Annotated in this window: 1 protein-coding gene; it reads right to left on the bottom strand. The window is 56.7% G+C overall.

Annotated elements, in window-relative coordinates:
* Positions 1-125: 125 nt before the first annotated feature.
* A partial coding sequence (locus tag WM94_RS27675) for an IS5-like element ISPa41 family transposase (RefSeq protein ID WP_061552629.1) occupies positions 126-1,055 on the bottom strand: 930 nt, incomplete at its 5' end.

Genomic DNA, 1,055 nt, shown 5'->3' with positions numbered 1-1,055 from the left:
GGATGCTCCGATCAACTTGTCGTGCAGCCGCGGCAAGTTGCAATTTTCCAGGCACCTACAGCGTCATTGGACGAAAAGTGACCGAAAAATCATGTACGGAGAGCTTTTTCGACCGGTTCTCCGTGTTAAACGCGAACCTCACCCATACCCATGAGCTGTTTTCGAACCCTCCACAGGTTTGCCAGGGCGAACAGCGTGGTCAACTGAGCCGTGTTTTTCATCAGCCCACGAAAACGTACTTTCACGTAACCAAACTGCCGCTTGATCACGCGAAACGGATGCTCGACCTTGGCCCGTGTCTGAGCCTTGCAGAACTCGATCTTGCGCTTGGCTTTGTACAGTACGCTGCGCTGGTTCAGCTTGGAATAGGTGCTGCGACGCGCTGCAATCTGCCAGATCACCCCCCGATTTTCATGCTCTTCGCGCCTTTCGACACCGGTGTAACCGGCATCTGCATACACGGCGTTTTCTTCGCCATGCAGCAGTTCAGCCACCTGCGTGACATCGGCCACATTGGCAGCGGTGCCATGGACGTGATGCACCAGGCCGGACTCGACATCGGCACCGATGTGCGCCTTCATCCCGAAGAAATACTGACCGCCTTTCTTGGTCTGGTGCATCTCGGGATCACGCTTGCCTTCTTTATTTTTGGTCGAGCTGGGGGCATGAATAATGGTGGCATCGACGATGGTGCCTTGGCGCAGCGACAGGCCTTTTTCCTGCAGATAACCATTGATGACCGCAAGGATTGCCGGTGCGAGCTGATGCTTCTCCAGCAAGTGCCGGAAGTTCATGATCGTGGTGTCTTCGGGGATTGGCGCGCTCAGCGTCAGGAGTGCGAACTGGCGCATGGGCGTGATTTCGTAGAGCGCTTCTTCCATGGCCGGGTCGCTCAGGGAGAACCAGTTCTGCAACAGATGGATGCGCAGCATGGTTTCCAGAGGATAGGGTTTTCTACCGCCGCCGGCCTTGGGGTAGAACGGTTCGATCAGCTCCAGCAGGCCTGCCCAGGGCACCACCTGATCCATTTCGGCGAGGAAGCGCTCTCGGCGGGT

It is taken from the genome of Pseudomonas sp. ABFPK, assembly GCF_001586765.1.
Taxonomy (GTDB): Bacteria; Pseudomonadota; Gammaproteobacteria; order Pseudomonadales; family Pseudomonadaceae; genus Aquipseudomonas; species Aquipseudomonas asiatica.
The sequence above is the reverse complement of the archived record's forward strand: the minus strand, read 5'-3'. Positions and strand labels throughout refer to the sequence as shown.